At 43.8% G+C, this 16,523-nt stretch carries 13 protein-coding genes; 6 read left to right on the top strand and 7 right to left on the bottom strand.

The annotated features are described in order from the left end of the window. Positions 1-143: 143 nt before the first annotated feature. Complete coding sequence (locus tag NSQ34_RS01395) at positions 144-626, bottom strand: Ig-like domain-containing protein (RefSeq protein ID WP_024424397.1); 483 nt, start codon at positions 624-626, stop codon at positions 144-146. 108 nt (positions 627-734) lie between these two features. Then, entirely contained in the window at positions 735-3,401 is a 2,667-nt protein-coding gene (locus NSQ34_RS01390; RefSeq protein WP_342501017.1) for a S8 family serine peptidase, read from the bottom strand. Positions 3,402-3,580: 179 nt separating this feature from the next. On the opposite strand from NSQ34_RS01390, the gene NSQ34_RS01385 reads away from it, so the two are divergent. The 6 genes from NSQ34_RS01385 to NSQ34_RS01360 are packed head-to-tail and all read left to right on the top strand — an operon-like array spanning position 3,581 to position 11,131. After that, entirely contained in the window at positions 3,581-4,102 is a 522-nt protein-coding gene (locus NSQ34_RS01385; RefSeq protein ID WP_342501016.1) for a PTS sugar transporter subunit IIA, read from the top strand. Then, entirely contained in the window at positions 4,099-4,428 is a 330-nt protein-coding gene (locus NSQ34_RS01380) for a fructose PTS transporter subunit IIB (RefSeq protein WP_024424400.1), read from the top strand. Before NSQ34_RS01385 ends, NSQ34_RS01380 begins: the two co-directional genes overlap by 4 nt. A 35-nt stretch (positions 4,429-4,463) precedes the next feature. After that, a complete protein-coding gene (locus NSQ34_RS01375; RefSeq protein ID WP_342501015.1) occupies positions 4,464-5,582 on the top strand; it encodes a PTS fructose transporter subunit IIC in 1,119 nt (372 codons plus the stop codon). Positions 5,583-5,610: 28 nt separating this feature from the next. Continuing rightward, positions 5,611-8,274: a mannosylglycerate hydrolase gene (gene mngB, locus NSQ34_RS01370; RefSeq protein WP_342501014.1), complete on the top strand. Its 2,664-nt coding sequence runs from the start codon at positions 5,611-5,613 to the stop codon at positions 8,272-8,274. 56 nt (positions 8,275-8,330) lie between these two features. Beyond that, on the top strand, positions 8,331-9,215 hold the full coding sequence (locus tag NSQ34_RS01365) for an ROK family protein (RefSeq protein WP_041106175.1): 885 nt from the start codon (positions 8,331-8,333) through the stop codon (positions 9,213-9,215). Further along, positions 9,212-11,131, top strand: a complete 1,920-nt coding sequence (locus NSQ34_RS01360; protein ID WP_101676998.1) for a PTS sugar transporter subunit IIA — start codon at positions 9,212-9,214, stop codon at positions 11,129-11,131. Before NSQ34_RS01365 ends, NSQ34_RS01360 begins: the two co-directional genes overlap by 4 nt. A 57-nt stretch (positions 11,132-11,188) precedes the next feature. Here the strand turns inward: NSQ34_RS01360 and arr are convergent, their stop codons facing one another. From arr to NSQ34_RS01335, 5 genes are all read right to left on the bottom strand, one after another. Beyond that, a complete protein-coding gene (arr, locus tag NSQ34_RS01355) occupies positions 11,189-11,605 on the bottom strand; it encodes an NAD(+)--rifampin ADP-ribosyltransferase (RefSeq protein WP_024424404.1) in 417 nt (138 codons plus the stop codon). Between the two features lie 81 nt (positions 11,606-11,686). Continuing rightward, positions 11,687-11,929 (bottom strand): hypothetical protein, encoded by a 243-nt coding sequence (locus tag NSQ34_RS01350; protein ID WP_342501013.1) that lies wholly within the window; start codon positions 11,927-11,929, stop codon positions 11,687-11,689. Between the two features lie 153 nt (positions 11,930-12,082). Then, positions 12,083-13,504 (bottom strand): glycoside hydrolase family 1 protein, encoded by a 1,422-nt coding sequence (locus tag NSQ34_RS01345; RefSeq protein ID WP_024424407.1) that lies wholly within the window; start codon positions 13,502-13,504, stop codon positions 12,083-12,085. 19 nt (positions 13,505-13,523) lie between these two features. Beyond that, positions 13,524-15,383 carry a beta-glucoside-specific PTS transporter subunit IIABC gene (locus NSQ34_RS01340; protein WP_342501012.1) on the bottom strand — a complete coding sequence of 620 codons (1,860 nt, stop codon included), beginning with the start codon at positions 15,381-15,383 and terminating at the stop codon, positions 13,524-13,526. A 235-nt stretch (positions 15,384-15,618) separates the two neighbouring features. Further along, positions 15,619-16,455 (bottom strand): PRD domain-containing protein, encoded by an 837-nt coding sequence (locus NSQ34_RS01335; protein WP_024424409.1) that lies wholly within the window; start codon positions 16,453-16,455, stop codon positions 15,619-15,621. Positions 16,456-16,523 lie beyond the last annotated feature (68 nt).

Genomic DNA, 16,523 nt, shown 5'->3' with positions numbered 1-16,523 from the left:
AAGATTAAAAGGTAAACGCTCGATCGAATCTGGAAATAACGGCTGATGAGTGTTTGTTTATCGACTCTTTCGGCTGCCGCCCAGCAGGTTTGCTAACAAAAAGAAAAGGATGTCACTTGATGACATCCTTTTTTTCTATGAGATTAGTAACGTGATGTATACGCCAAATGGTACACACTTGTGACATTTGAAGATAGTTTGATGTCGTTTGACGTGAACGTCACTGGAACGATATCGTAGTAATGTGTTGACCAGCCTGCATTATTGTATGATTGGTAGCCTGCACCTGCAGGAACTTGAAACGTCAGCGAAAACTGTCCATTCTCATCTGTTGTGCCTGTCGCTGTTTGAGCATATGATTTGATGGCTGCTTCAAAATAAAGCTTGATCGGCTGATTAGGCATGAGGTTTCCGCTTGCATCTTTTAGTGTCCCTTTAAACGTAGCTGGATAATAAGAACCCACGCGATATTTACTGCCATAACCGTAATTCACTATTCCACTATCGGCTGCTGTGACACTTGTTACTTCTACTGATGCTGGTACTGCACCTGTTTCTTCAGCATGTGCAAAGGTTGGGAATACGAGAAGTAATGATAGAACGAAAGCAAACATGATTTTTTTCATCGATAAATCCTCCTTTTTTTTCCTACTATTTTACTATCGACATTAATTGGTATTTTTCCAGTTAAAAACAAAAAAACTTCCCTTTTTTTAGAAAGGGAAGTCCTTTTTTTATTTTTTCACAACCACTTTTACCGATTTGCTCTCTCTTTTTCTCACATCTGATGCGGTCACATATAAAACCGTTTTGGCTTTTTGTGGTTTTATTTGGGCAGTAAATGCGCCCTTGCTATTGGTTTTGACTGTTTTGATGACTTTCTTTGATTTGTTTTTCACTTTAATGGTCAAACCTGCACCCGCAGTCCCTTTGACCGCTTTACTTTTGACGGTTACTTTGCTCACTTTCGGCTTAGCTGGTGCTTTGCCTTTTTTCACGACGGTTTTGAGCGTCGTTGCGGCCTTTCCTTTTGACATTTTAATGTGAAGGACCTTGTTTTTGTTCTGATGCTTAATCTTCACACTAAAGGTTCCTTTTTTGCCTGCTGTGCCTTTTCCAAGCAGCGTTTTGCCTCTATACACAGAAATAGCAGCACCGGCTTTTGCTTTACCTGTCACCTTTTGATGCTGATCCTCCACTTTGCTCACAGATGCATTCAATTCGACAGCACTTAATGCAGCAAATGCATTCAGTCTGCCGTGTCCTGTCATCCAATCGACACCTGGGATTTTCGGATCGACAATTGGCTCCTCGTTTTCATCATAGAAAACGTCGTCTTTTCCATCAATAGATTTAAATGAGATGTCATCTGCTGTACTTTGCAAAAGATTTCTCACTTGATTTGGCTTTAAGGATGGATTTTTAGAAAGCAGTAACCCTGCTGCTGCTGCCACATATGGTGTCGCCATTGATGTCCCGCTCAGGTATGAGACATTCCCATCAGGCATGAGGCTCGGAATATCTGACCCTGGTGCTGACATGCTCAGTCCTTTGCCATAGCTTGAGAACTCAGCGGCAATATCCATACGGTTGCTTGCGCCAACCGCCATTGCGTATTTTGATGTCGCAGGGTAGCCCATTTCTGGTACGCCATCATTTCCACTTGCCACGACGACTAGTACATTTCTTTGAGCAGCATAATTCATGGCATATTCAATCACTCTGCTGTAGTAGCCGCCAAGGCTCATGTTGATCACCTTTGCGCCTTTGTCCACTGCATGCTTGATCCCAAGTGCAATATGCTCTGTATCGCCAAAGCCATAGGCATCCAGCACCTTCACCGGAATGATGCCCGTATGTTGATTGAGACCTGCCATTGAGTAATGATTATCGGATTTTGCGGCAATGATGCCTACCACATGCGTACCGTGTCCATTGTCATCAATAGCATCTTTGTTTCGTCCAATGAGATTCGCACCTAAGTCTGTACGAACAGTCCCGTTTAAATCTGTCAAACGACTGTCTACACCTGTATCCACAACAGCAATTAATGTTTGCTTCATTTTGCTTGTGCCAATCAGTGTATTCATTTGTTCAAATTTGACGTCAGCGCCTTTTTTCCCGCTGTTTTGCGCACTGTTTTTCAGCGGCCACTGATAACCATACTGCGCGTCGTTGCTTAGCGCACGATACGTTTGAACAGGCTCTGCAAATTCAACATTCGGCATGCTGGAAAGCTTTCTTGCCGTGCTTTTGATGACCGCTTTGCCTGCTTTTAGTGTCTTTCCAGCTGATTCTTGCCCTGCTGGCACATCATAGACATACATTCCTTTGAATAAAGGACTAACTGACTGTGATGTCACACGGTTTTCTTGGATGCCGTAGCTTTTCATCTTCTTTTTCGCAGATTGAAGTGTTTGGCCATCCTTTAATTTAAAAATGATCTTATTCGTTTTAACCTTCTCTTCTTTTACAAGCTTTTGTTTCTCTAATACATAACCAACTGACTTTCCTTCAAGCTGATCGATGCCAATTTTTTGACTGACGGCTTCTAATTCCTTTTTTAAATATGCCGGACTTGCTTCTTTGAGCATATCAAAAAGGGAGCCGATCGCCTGTTGTTCTTTTTCTGTTACAATATGACCACTAAATGCACCATTTTTCTCTACGTCACTTAGCAGTGTTTTTAATGTGAGCAGATGGTTGTAAACCTTTTGCTGCTCTTTTTGATGTTTGATGAGCTTTGATTTGAGAAAAGGCTTTGTCTTTTGGAGCAGACGCGAAAGCTTCCGACCTTCTGCCGTTTCATTGAATCGTTTATCTTCGATTGTACGAATCGATTGAAGAATTTCACGCCCGTACTTTTTCTCAATAATGATGATTTCAGGCTCATCTTCTTCAGGAAAAACAGGTTCAGAAGGCGGAAGATTAGCTCCTTTATATCCGATTGTATATGCCGCATCCTCTTCCTCATCACGGCTGTCTTCCTCTGACCCTAAATAGAGCACTTTGACATAATAGGGACCTGACCATGCATGCGGGAAGTTGATCTCTGTCTCTCCGCTCGCTGTGTCCACGCGATATCTTGAATATGTGTCATCCTTCATCGCTCTGTCCTTGCTTGGATAGACCGATACGGACAGCACTTGTTTACTTTTCACAGAAATTTGCATGTGTGTATGTTTTGCCACCTCTTGTGCAGATGGCGTGATTTCATACCACGACTCTTCCTTTTCATTCTGTAATGTACCTGAGATGACTTCACCATTTTTTAACCCAATGGCTTCATTGACACTTGTTCCTTGAGTGGCAGCTGCTGCCTCGTATCCAGGTAATGCTGCCATACATAGAATGATGGCCATGAGTACGATCACACAGGATTTGACCTGCTTTTTGAACATGAAAAGACCCCCTTATCTTTTATGATACCTTGGAAGAATATCACAGAAATACATTTAGTAGAATCTGTTTTTTACATAATTAAACTCGTTTTAAGCTAGGATTTGAGATATTCAGTCAGCAAGACGGATAGCTTCATAAACTTTTTGCCATTTCAAACGGAAAATGATGCTATTTAACCATGCTGAAAAGTACATTACAATCAACTTGTAAGCGCTTAACAAACAAGAGAGAAGGGATCAGCTTGTTCCAAAAAGATCATGTTTTCACACAAGTAAACGGACGATCAAAGAATGAGATTTTACAATACATTTCCGAGAAAGCTGAAGACCTTCAGATTACAAACAATCAGGCGGGGCTATTAGCAGATTTGTTGACACGCGAAGACGAAGTCTCAACAGGACTTCAGCAAGGCTTTGCCATTCCACATACAAAAAGCTCCGCTGTACAAACGGCTTCACTTCTTTTTTTAGAACTTGAACAACCCATTGAATGGGGAAGCTTCGACGATTTGCCCACAAGCTATTTATTTACACTGCTCGTTCCACTAGAAGAAGCAAATGTCACACATCTGAAATTACTGTCAGGTATTGCGACCAGTCTAATGGAACCTACTTTTATCGAAAAGATTCAACCAGGTCAAACAGCTGATTACTATTACGACGTCATTGAACAACAATTGAAAGAGGGGATTACACAATGAAAATTGTCGGTGTCACTTCATGTCCAGCAGGGTTAGCTCATACTCCAATGGCAGCCAAAGCGTTAGAAAATGCAGGTAAACAGCTCGGACACGAGATCAAAATCGAACAGCAGGGGATTATGGGACAGGTGAACGGCATTACAGCAGAGGAAGCACAGCAGGCAGACCTCTGCATCATTGCCTCAAATCAGCATATCAACGATGCGGAACGCTTCTCAGGCATTCCCACTGTACGTGTCGAAATCGGACGTGCCCTAAAAAATGCCGAGCAAATTATCACTAAAGCTGTAGCACTTGTTGAAAAGAAAAAGTCTGAATCTCAATAAACATGAGCAATGCCATATAGAAAGGAGCAAAGAAAATGAAAGCAAAATTAAAAGTCATTGAAGGCCATCTCATGACCGGTATTTCTTATATTCTTCCTGTAATCATCGGTGCCTCACTTATCGTTGGTTTAGCAAAACTGGTCGGGTTAGGGTTTGGTGTTTCAGATTTAAACACCTATAAGGATGCTGGCGGCATACTGCACGGTGCCTATTTAATGGAGCAGGTCGGCTGGACAGGCATTGGCTTAATGAACGTTCTGCTCGCTGGATTTATCGCCTATTCCATTGCGGATAAATCAGGTCTTGCAGCCGGTTTTATCGGCGGTGCTCTCTCCAGCTCAACCAATGCTGGTTTTATTGGTGCCGTCATTGCAGGCTTCTTCGCAGGATATGTTGCTCTTTTTGTGAAAAGAAAAATTCAAATTCAAGGCTCTGCAGCTGGGCTCGTCCCTCTGCTCATCCTGCCGCTTATTACCGTTGGCTTAACCGGACTTCTTATGTCAGTTCTTCTGGGCGGCCCATTAGGCGCTTTGAACACAGCATTAATTGAATGGATCAAAGGTATGGTCGCTGATGGAACAAGCACACTCGCACTCGCTCTCATTTTAGGTGCGATGATTGGCTTCGATCTTGGCGGTCCGGTGAATAAATCAGCGTGGATGGCTGGTAACGCCCTCTTTCTATCAGGTGTCTACCTCCCTGCCATTCTCGTCAATATTGCGATTGTCATTCCACCGCTTGGATACGGGCTTGCGACATTGATTCGAAAACGCAACTTCTCCCCAACCTTTAGAGAAGCCGGGCGTGGCGGCCTTGTCATGGGCATTATCGGTATTACGGAAGGGGCAATCCCTTTTACCCTCGTCAATCCTTTGAAATTGATTCCGCTCAATGTTGTCGCATGTGCTGTTGGAAGCGGGGTCGCTGCATTATTAGGAGTTCATGACATCATGCCGCCAATTGGCGGGCTATACGGCTTCTTCTCAGTTGGAAACTGGTGGGCTTATTTAATCGGAGCTCTAACTGGCGCACTCGTCATCGGTATTGGCGCCAACCTACTTGTGAATTTCTCTGAGAAAAAAGAGCCAAAAACGCCGGAACATGATCAGAAGCAGAAAGAAGAAGACGATTTTGACCTTGTGCTAGAAGGATAATTTGAACGAAGAAAGGTGTCGTTGATCAATGACTGTCAATGTACATGTGATTCCACATACTCACTGGGACCGGGAATGGTATTTCACTACCTCCCGCTCCCGTATTTACTTAATGAAAAGCGTAATGGACATTTTAGACACCCTTGAAACAGATGAAAGGTTCCATTACTTCATGCTCGATGCCCAGGCTTCCTTATTAGATGATTATCTGAAATGGCGGCCAGAGGATGAAAATCGAATCAAAAAGCTTGTCACAGCGAAACGTCTCATCGTCGGCCCATGGTATACCCAAACCGACCAGCTCGTCATTTCAGGTGAATCGATTGTGCGGAACCTGCAATATGGGATTGAACGCTGTCAGCAGTTCGGCCACGTGATGAAAGTCGGCTATGTCCCTGACTCCTTCGGTCAATCCGCACAAATGCCTCAAATTTATCGCGGCTTCGGCATTGTCGATACAGCATTTTGGCGCGGCGTTTCTGACCATATGACGAACCATACTGAATTCAATTGGCGCGGTGCTGACGGCAGTGAAGTCTTTGCTGTGAATCTGCCATTCGGCTACTACTACGGTGGAAATATCCCTGAGAAGGATGAGGACTTACAAGCCTTTTTATCTGAAAAAATCGGTGCGCTGCAAGAAAAGGCCACCACAAAGAATGTCTATTTCCCGAATGGCTTTGACCAAGCACCGATCCGCAAAAACCTGCCTGATTTATTAGAAAAAGCCAATAAACTTGACGAACATCACTATGAAATCAGCAGTTTAGAAGATTATATTGCAGCCGTGAAAAAAGAGCGGACATCTTTTGAGACATTACACGGAGAGCTCATTCATGCGAAGCATATGCGGATTCATAAATCTATTTTTTCAACACGAGCGGATTTAAAAATCTTAAACAATCAAATTGAAAACTATCTCGTGAATGTGATGGAGCCCATCCTAACGATCAGCTATTCTCTCGGACACGACTATCCGCATGATACGGTTCGCGATATTTGGTACCTCATGTTTGAAAATGCAGCGCATGACAGCATTGGCGGCTGTAATAGCGACACAACGAATCAAGACGTCTTCTTCCGCTACAAACAGGCAAAGGAAATCGCTGAGAATCTTGTGGACTTGCACATGCGTCTCATCGCTATTCGACTGCAAACAGAGCAAGAAATCACATTTACGTTGTTCAATACCCTGCCTTCAAAGCGTTCTGAAGTCATTGAAGTCGAAACCTTTATCACGGAACGTCCATTTACGTTAAAGGATGCTAATGGAAGAACGCTTCAGTACACAGTGAAAAGCAAAACCGATGTCACAGATTATGTGCTGGCACAGCAAATTTCTCTTAACCCAAGTAAAGAAGTGTACATGCCAAAGCAAGTATGGAAAGCTGTGCTGCTGATCGAAGCCCTCGACTTCCCGTCAGTTGGTTATACACAGGTCAGCATGGTCTTCGATGAATCAAGCGAATCGGCATGGGAACAAACTGAAGGACACGTGATTGAAAATATGTATTACCGCATTGCGGCAAATGACAACGGATCACTGGACATCACAGATAAACAAACTGGCCGGACATTCTCTGAGCAAATGATCTTTGAAGACAACGGAGATGATGGGGATTCCTACAACTATTCACCCCCTCGTGAGGACCTGTATGTGTCATCCAAGGATCTTTCATCAGCAGACATCTCAGTGGCTAAAAGCGGCCTGCAGCAAGAGCTGACCATCAAGCTTCAGCTCACTGTCCCTTACGACCTAGAGGAGCGCTCTAAGCAATTGGCTGCGACTTCACTTCCGATCACAGCGAAGGTAGCATTAAACAAAGACGATGCTGTCATCCGTTTTCATGTAGATGTGGACAACCATGCGTTAGATCATCGCCTGCGCGTTCTTTTTGACACAGGTATCGCATCAAACGTATCACTGAGCGATCAACAGTTTGGTACAATCGAACGCCCAACAGAGCTGTCGCAAGAGCTAGAATGGTGGAACAATGAACATTGGGAAGAAAAACCGATCACCATTGAACCGATGCAATCCTTTGTCGCACTTCGTGATGAAGCATATGGTGCCGCTCTGTTGACCGACTGCGTGAGAGAATATCAGATCACAGGAGAAGGCTATACAACGATTGCATATACGCTCTTCCGCTGTTTCGGAAAAATGGGGAAAGAAAACCTTCTTTACCGTCCAGGACGCGCCTCTGGGGAAAAAATTGTTGATACACCTGACGCTCAGCTGCAAGGTGCACTGTCATTCTCATTTGGAATGCACTATAGCAAGGACGCAGTCAGCGAGGGACACTTGGCACAGCTTGCCAAACGGTACACCACCCCTGTTCAATGCTACGAGCGGGCAGACTTTTTAAACGGTCGTTTAATTTTCTCTTTCCGAGATGAAAAAGAAGACTTACAATCTACTTATAGCCTGCTTGACATCGAGACAGATGGAGCCATTCTAAGCGCTCTGAAAAAAGAAGAGCATGGAACAGGCATTGTCATTCGTCTCTTCAATCCATATTTAACGCGTCAAACAGCCGCTTCAATCAATAGTTCATCTCTACAACACGGAGAAACAGCGAATTTAGGAGAAACACCTGAAGGACATATACTCAAAGCACAACATGGATCATTACACATTGAACCGCTTACACCTTGTCAGGTACAAACCTACATTGTAAAGAAAAAATGAACATGTAGGGGCGGGATCCATTGGATTCCGCCCCTCTTTAATGGAGGGCATTGATCATGCGAATTGGAGGCATTGAAGCAGGCGGAACGAAATTTGTCTGCGGCTACGGAACAACAGACGGAACGATTGAACACATGACTTCCTTTGCAACAGGGAATCCAGATGAAACATGCCGGCAAGTGATCGATTACTTTACAAAGCATCGTGTCGATGCCATTGGAATTGGGGCATTCGGGCCTGTCGATGTGAAAGAGCAAAGCCCAAGCTACGGGACGATTTTAGACACACCAAAAACAGCCTGGCGCCAATTCCCTTTCCTCTCTACCATAAAACAAGCCCTCGGGCTCCCGATGAAGCTTGATACCGATGTAAACTGTGCAGCACTCGGAGAAGCCCGTTTTTCAACTGAAGCAGAAAAGCCTGCCTCCTTGGTCTATATTACTGTTGGGACTGGAATAGGCGGCGGTGCCTATATTGAACATCGCCTCATTCATGGTTTGCTGCATCCAGAAATGGGTCATATCACCGTTCAGCGGCATCCTCATGACACATACGGAGGCTGCTGTCCTATACATCATGATTGTTTAGAGGGACTGGCATCTGGACCTGCCATAGAAGGACGCTATCATACACTGGCACAAATGCTGCCAGAGGATCATCCAGCCTGGTCACTTCATGCTTACTATCTCGGGCAGATGACTGCTAACCTGCTGCTCACCCTTTCACCAGAACGCATCATTCTAGGTGGAGGCGTGATGAAACAGCCGGCTATGCTGCCGCTTATCCTTGATGAAACAGACAAACGGCTTCACGGCTATTTGCAGCTGCCAAAGCCTTTACATGAAATTATCACAAAACCATCCTTTGATGGATTATCTGGTTTAATGGGCGCCATTGCTCTTGGAACTGATGCCTTACAGGCGCAAGGAGCCGCGCAATGATGATGACGGCAGATCCTCGAACCTATCAGCTGATTCAGCGGCTATTTGAAACGAAGGGGTTCGTGAAGCTGGAGGAGCTCACTGCCTCTTTTCGCTTATCTGACCGCTCTATCCGCAATTTAATCAAGGAAGCAAATGAGTATTTAAAGGAAACTGGGGCCATGATTAAAACGATTCGCGGGAAGGGATATACTCTTTTAACGAGTGACCAAGACGCTTTCTTACTTTGGCTTCATCAGCAAAAGCTTCCTGCCCGCTCTCTTGTCCCCGTCATGCCAGAAGAGCGTGTACGATTTATGATGAGAAAGCTGCTGCTTCAATCAGATTACTTAAAAATTGACCAGCTGGCTGAAGAACTGTTTATCAGCCGCATGACGGTCAGCAGTGATTTAAAAAAAGGACGAGAGCTGTTAGCCCGTTACGGCATGACCCTTGTATCAAAGCCTGGATTTGGCTTAAAGATTGAAGGAGATGAGCTGCAAAAAAGAACGTGCTATGCAGACTTACTTCTTGAGGAAGAGCCTGCACTCTCTCATATCACCGAGCGGGAGCAGCTCCATTTTCCTGATATTTCTCTTGAAACCATTCGATCGATTGTGTTGACGAACCTGCATCAAGAATCATTGCTCATTAAAGACATTGCCTTAAAAAATTTAGTCATTCACTTAGCCATTGCGATTCAGCAAACACGAAAAAACCAGCGGATATCCGCTAGTACTGCCCGTACACAAAGATCACCCGTTTTGATGAGAATTGCACAAAAAATCATACAGCAGGTGAGTGACACTTTTTGCGTGACCTTATCAGAGGATGAAACAGATTACTTAGTCATGCATCTATTGGCGAATCAAACGTGGAAAGAAGCCGCCCAGCATCAGACGACAGTGGAAGTTCAGCAGGCGGTTACAGTCTTTCTACAGCACATTGAAAAAATAAGCGGTCATCGTTTTGCTGATGACAGCATCCTACAGCAAGACTTGATGCTTCATATGAAGCCGTTATTAAATCGCATCCAATATGGCGTATCATTACAAAATCCGCTTTTGCATGAGATCAAAACGTCCTATCCTTACCCGTTTGATTTGGCTGTCAGCGGGCTGAATGCATTACAGCTGGTACGGACGCCAAATGAAGATGAAGCGGCATATGTTGCCCTGCATATCGCTGCTTCATTTGAAAGAAGTCAGCTCGACACCTCGCAAAAAAAGAAAGCGATTATCGTGTGCGGGTCTGGACTAGGGACGGCCAGACTGCTTGAAATTAAATTGAAGGCAGCCTTTCAGCACGAGCTTGACATTGTTGAGCTCTATTCCTATCAGGATTATCTCATGAGCTCCTCTTTGCCGTGTGACGTCATCATCACAACCGTGCCTCTCACATCAAAGGGGAAACCAGTCATTCAGGTCAGCGCCTTTTTTGAACATCATGATATACAGCGTGTAAATGAAGTCATTCATTTATTAAATGGACACGGGGCACCCTCAAAAGAGCTGATGGCGTTTTTTCAAGAGCGATTGACTTTCATGAATGCTGATCTAAGCAGCAAGGATGAGGTATTAGATATATTATGCAGCCATTTAGAGGCGCATCAGCTAGTATCGTCTTCTTTTCGGCCCTCGGTGCTTGAGCGGGAGCAAATGTCGTCTACCTATCTTGGCAGCGGCATTGCAATGCCGCACCCGCTCATCACAAATGAAGGCACTTCCTCTGTAGCCATCGCACACTTAAAACAGCCGATTGACTGGCAGGGAGACCAAGTATCAATTGTCTTTTTATTAGCGATTCATAAGGATGACGCTGCCTGTATGAACCAATTCTTTGAACAGGCCGTCGATTTACTAGACAATCCAGACCGCATTCGCGCCCTCAAGCAAGCCAACACATTTGATGAGCTGATGGATGCGTTGTTTCAATAAGATCAAACAAAAGGCCGCCCAGTTCATGAGGCGGCCTTTTTATTTAGATATATATCATTAATCGTAGATGACATTTTTTCCTTCTTCACTTAATTTTTTTAAGGAGCTCAGCATATGATTGATTTCTTCATCGGAATGTCTTTCCCAAGAACCTAATTCTGCGACTATTTTCAACGGAGATTTCGATCGATAAGAACGTGTTGGGTTGCCGGGAAATCTTTTATCAGTCACATTTGGATCATTTTCAAACTCGCCTAACGGTTCTACAATATAAATTCTTTCTTTCGCATCAGACCTAGCTAATTCAGCACCCCATTTGGCCGCGTTTAGTGTTCCGGTGAAATAAATATGGTTCGATTTTTTATCCTGATAATTGGATAAATGCAGCGGTTCAAGCAGATCTCCAATCTTCAATTCCGCTTTTGTCCCATGAAAAAATGGCCCGGGATCTAACACCTTTTGCTTGTCATTCATACAGCCACACCCCTTATCGTTTTTGACTTGCGTATAACAGTATACGGCTAGATATGGGCGAGAAACAGTCTATAAATTTCATTAAATTCGGGGTATAATAATAGTAGAGAGTAAGATGTGAACAGACATAAGTACTGTAAATAAAAACGGAAATTTCGCATTCACACCAACAATGACGAAAACAAGAATACCTTCCACAGCTGACAGCGTCACAATCAATCCATGGTTCATTGGATATTCCTTCGCAATTAATTTCTGTCCTATATAATTCAAACCATAAAAAATCAAAAACAATGTGAAGAACATAAAAAAAATCGTCATCATATAAACAGCCCCTTTCTGATAATGGATTTTTATCCAATTTTTACAATATATCATCAGACTATCATGTTAGAACAACTCGAACAATATGATCTTTCCAATAAAATGAACGAAAAAAAGCCAGCCACCCGCATAAGGTGATTGGCTTTTTTATCGTTATTTCCCGATGTTGTCTCCATTTTGCTGAATCAAGGTTTCATACCAATAAGAGCTCTTTTTGCGAATTCTTTTGAGGTCTTTTAGGTCAAATTCGTCGCGATTGACGTAGATGAACCCGTAGCGCTTGGAGCATCCTTGGTGTGTGCTGATTAAGTCGATGGCTGACCACGGGCAGTATCCGAATACCTCGACGCCGTCTGTGATCGCCCATTTGATTTGCTCGATATGTTTTTCTAGATAATCAATTCGATAATCATCCTGAATTGATCCATCTTCTTCTAACTTGTCGAATGCACCCAATCCGTTTTCCGTGATAATAAGCGGCAGCTGATAGCGGTCATAAATCTCCCGCATTGTTGAACGGAAGCCGACAGGGTCAATCTCCCAGCCAAACGCATTTTTGCTTAAGAATGGGTTGTTGCCGCCTTTGTAGACGCCATCTTCACCTGATTTCAAATGCTGATCTCCGCCGCGTGCAAATTCGTCGTTGCCGTCTCCTTTACTCGCTTCAACTGTTTGTGAGGTGTAGTAGTTAAAGGCAATGAAGTCTGGCTTCGCGCTTTTCAAAATATCCATATCTCCCTCTTCGATGACAGGAAGAATGTCTTTTTCTTTCATGTACGCCCAAGCAAGGTTGTTATAACGCCCGAACACCGCCATATCAAGATAAAGCCAGTTGCGGATCGCATTGTAATTCGCCGCAGCAAGCACATCTTCAGGCTTTGGAGAAGCCGGATAAATGAGCGCAATGTTTGGCGCTGGACCAATTTTCGCTTCAGGCAGCATTTGATGACAAAGCGTCATGGCTTTTGCCTGTGCAACGAGCATATGATGATTCTGCTGATACAGTTCTTTTTTCGGATTTTCTAAATTTGGATCAAGTGTACCGAGCGCTGATCCATGTAAGATCATCATGTTTTGTTCATTAATGGTCAGCCAATAGTTTACCTTCTGACCATACTCCTTGAATAGCACCTCTGCATAGCGTTCAAACGCATCTACTGTCCCGCGGTTAGACCATCCGCCCTTTACTTGAAGCGCATGAGGCAGATCAAAATGATACATTGTCACGATTGGTTCAATGCCATAGCGGCGCAATTCATCGATGAGTGAATGATAGAATTCAATCCCCTTTTGATTGATCTCCCCATCTCCATCTGGAATGATCCGTGTCCACGCAATGGAAAAGCGATAAGCCTTCAAGCCCATTTCCGCAAACATCTTCACATCCTCTTTATAACGGTGATAGTGATCGCTTGCCACTTTAAAATCCGTTGTCCCTTCAGGATAACTTGCTCTCATGTCAATGACAGAAGGCCCCTTGCCATCCTCGTTCCACGCACCCTCTACCTGATAGGCGGAAGTAGATCCGCCCCAGAAAAAGTCTTTTGGAAATGATGCTAGTGTTGAATATCTCATGATTTCTTCCTCCTTTTGATTAAACTAGATGTAAAAATGATTGGCCTGGTGTGATTTGTTTCTCTTCCGTTTCAATGATATCGCTAAACTCACCTGAATTGGTAATAATAACGGGTGTTGTGACTGACAGGCCTGAAGCTTGGATGGCTTCTATGTCAAACTCAGCAAGCAGTTCGCCTTCTGTGATGGTTTGCCCCTGAACAACCTTCGGGGTAAAATGCTTTCCGCCTAATTGTACGGTATCCAGTCCGATGTGAATGAGTACCTCTGCTCCGCTTTCAGAGGTTAGACCATACGCATGTCCAGTTGGGAACACCGTTGTCACAACTCCTGATACTGGTGCAAACAGCTTTCCTTCTGATGGAATGATGGCTGCGCCCTTTCCTAATGCACCAGATGAGAATGCTTTATCCTGCACTTCCTCCAGCTTGATGACCTCGCCCTTTAAAGGACTTTTCACATGAGCTGCTTTGACCCCATGTTCGTTTTCAATTACCGGTGCAGAAGCGGCTGCCGGCGTTTCATCTTCATCTACTGGATCTTTAAATCCAATCAAATAGGTTAGGATGATCGAAAGGACGAACGAGACCGAGATTCCGATGATGAACCCTGTAAATCCTTGACCGTAGAAAATCGGCAGTGTCAGTAAACTTGGAAGGCCTGACGCAATTGCAATACTTTGTGAATAACCGATAATCGCACCGCCGACCCCAGCAGAGATAACGGCTGCAATAAATGGTTTTTTCAAACGAAGTGTGACCCCGTATACAGCTGGCTCTGTGATCCCAAACACAGCAGAAACTGCTGTTGATCCAGCCAGTGATTTCAGTTTTTTATTCTTTGTTTTCAGCATAACACCGATGGAAGCACCGGCTTGTGAAAATACAGCTGGCGCAGTGGCCGGCTTGATATGATCTTTCCCATGGACTGCGATATTATTTAAAATCACTGGCACAAGTCCCCAATGGATACCGAAGATGACAAGAATCTGCCAAGCCATCGCAATTAAAGCACCTGCAAGTGTAGGACTAAAGGAGAAGACTTTCAGCAAAACAGCTGCAATGCCATTTCCTGCATACACACCAAATGGTCCAAATACGATGAGTGTCAGCGGAACAACCGTGACAAGCAAAATCAGTGGAGTAATAAAGTTTTTGACACTTTCATGAATGACTTTATTAAAGAAACGTTCGATATATCCCATGACAAACACTGCCAAAATGATTGGGATGACCGTAGATGTATAAGACATTAAGACGACTGGAATCCCGAAGAATGTCACATCTCCGCCGCCTTTTGACAATTCTTGAATGGTTGGGTAAATCAGTGCACCTGCTATCGTCACAGCGACAAACGGATTCGCTTTAAACTTCCTAGCAGAAGTGAATGCGAGCAATAATGGCAGGAAGTAGAACAAGCTGTCAGATGCAGCAAATAAAATTTGATACGACGTATCTTCAGGAGATAACCATTTCGCATTGATACAGATGCCTAAGAGACCTTTTAAAATACCTGCACCCGCCATGACACCGAGAAGTGGTGTGAAAATCCCCGATACAATGTCGACGAATTTCCCGAAAAGGCTTGTGCTCTCTTCACCTGATTTTACAGATGAAGCAGCGGAATCCTCTAATAGATTCGTAAACTCTCCAATTTCTCGATATACCTCTGGTACGGTATTGCCAATGACCACTTGAAATTGGCCGCCGCTTTCCATAACGGTAACGACGCCATTTAATTTTTCAATGGCCGCTTTATCTGCTTTTGATCTGTCATTTAAGGTGAAACGAAGCCTTGTGGCGCAATGCACCAATGAATGAACGTTTTTCTCTGTGCCAATGTGTTTGATAATGTCTTCTGCTAACTGACGATAGCTCATGCAAAAACCCCCTTTTTTTCAAAAAAATACGTTTTTGGGCAAAATAAAAACCTAAACGGGCACCAAAAATAGTCGCAGCTTGCTGTTGCGCTTTTTCAGTGAACGTTTAGGTTTTGCCTGCCGAACAGTCACAATCCTCTAAGACGATCATTGTGAAACCGTATTCTTTTATGTTTATGAGCAAATAGTACCACTCACCTTTTCTCATGTCAACGCTTTCTTTTAAAATCTATCTTTATTTTTCTCGTTTGATCAGTCGATTCAAATGAATTGATAGATACAGCATCTCCTCTGATGTGAGATCCCGGTGATAGGTTTGATAGACATATTCTGCGATTTTCTTTGCGCAATCGTATGCTTTCGGATATTTCACTTTGATGAGCTGATATAAGTCCTGATCTTCGCTGACAAGGAGTGTTTCATTGATCAGACGCTGGACGAAAAAGCGCAAATGCGTGAGAAAACGATAGAAGTTGAGTGAGTCCTCATCAAATTCCATGTTGAGGTGATATTTCACAATGGTGAGAATGGCATTGACTTCCTTTGTGATATTGACCGTCGTATTCATATCCTCATTGAGCTCTGCGTTAATGATATGCATGGCAATAAAACCCGCTTCATCCTCAGGCAGTTCAATATGAAGACGCTCTTCAATCATCTCAAGACAGTCCTTTGCCACAAGAAATTCATCTTTGTATAAGCGTTTAATCTCCCAAATAAGCGAATTCTCAATCAGATGATTTTTCTTCAGCCGTTCGATGGCGTAATGAATATGGTCTGCCAGCGATACATGCAGACTTTCGTTTAATCTTCGGTTCAGCTTTGTATGTGCATATTGGATCATTTCCTCGGTCACCTTGACCACATCATACGGAACCTCTTGAAGCAGCATTTTCATCCGCTCGTGAACGGAATGATCCTCCAAGCGGAAGACTTTATCAATCAACGATTCGTCCACCGGGTCCCCGGGACGTCGCTGGAAAGCGATGCCTCTCCCCATGACAACGATTTCTTTTCCATGTTCATCTATGACACTAATGACATTATTGTTTAGAACCTTTTGAATCTGCATTTCCAAACACCTCCGTCTATGACCAACAACTTTACTCAAAATATGCTCTCATCTTAACACAATTGTCA

Origin of the sequence: Bacillus sp. FSL P2-0069 (genome assembly GCF_038593315.1) — a bacterium.
Lineage (GTDB): Bacteria > Bacillota > Bacilli > Bacillales > Bacillaceae > Bacillus > Bacillus safensis.
This window is presented reverse-complemented; position numbering and strand designations above follow the sequence as displayed.